Below are 776 nucleotides of genomic sequence, written 5' to 3' on the forward strand. Positions count from 1 at the left end.
AAGTCAGACGGTACCTATATCGAAGCCCGTGGTACGGTGCAGCACTACAAATTTGGGCAGGTGTTTGAGACGCTAGAAGCACGCAACAAACTTGAAGGGAAAGTGTACTTCAAAGTGAAGTCATTAAATGCACGCGGTCTTGTAACGGGCTACCTAAAAGGGTTGCAATCCATGGCCGTGGGTTATGACGACAATGGCATGGTCTCGTCGATTAAAGCAGTCGATAAAGCCTATATTCAAAATGATAGCTATCGTTTTGATGGGCTTGGAAACTTGCTGAGTCGCTCACAAGCGTCGATGCAGACACGCCACTATCAGTATGATGACCTTAACCGAATAACGACCATCAATGACAGGGTGCTATTTAGCTACGATGACAATGGCAACTTAAAAACCAAAAGTGATTACACGTTTATTAAGCAACATACATGTGATGGTCTAGGTCAAGATGAGTTGTTGGTCAATCACACTTGGACGAACAATTACGCAGCGCAAGGTAACCCGCTTCATGCGTTAACATCGCGTACGGTTGAACAAGTGGACAACACCAGCCATGCATGTGTGAGTCAGCAGCTACCAGCGCCAAAAACCGAGCGTTTTGACTACGATAAAAATGGTAATGAAGTGGCCTTATACCAAGGAGGAGGCACGTCCGCTTACAGAAAAATCGTGTATTCCGGTCGCAATAAAGCGGTTGAAATGCAAGGCAATGGCGAAACGGTTTACTTTGCCTATGATGCGAACAATCGTCGTTACAAACGCGAAGATGCCACGCA

The 776-nt window shown here is 45.9% G+C and carries 1 protein-coding gene; it reads left to right on the forward strand.

From position 1 onward, the window contains the following. Window positions 1–776 (forward strand): RHS repeat protein (locus A7985_RS25390; RefSeq protein ID WP_141685455.1); only part of this gene is annotated, 776 nt, incomplete at both ends.

The organism is Pseudoalteromonas luteoviolacea (genome assembly GCF_001696455.1).
GTDB lineage: Bacteria > Pseudomonadota > Gammaproteobacteria > Enterobacterales > Alteromonadaceae > Pseudoalteromonas > Pseudoalteromonas luteoviolacea_C.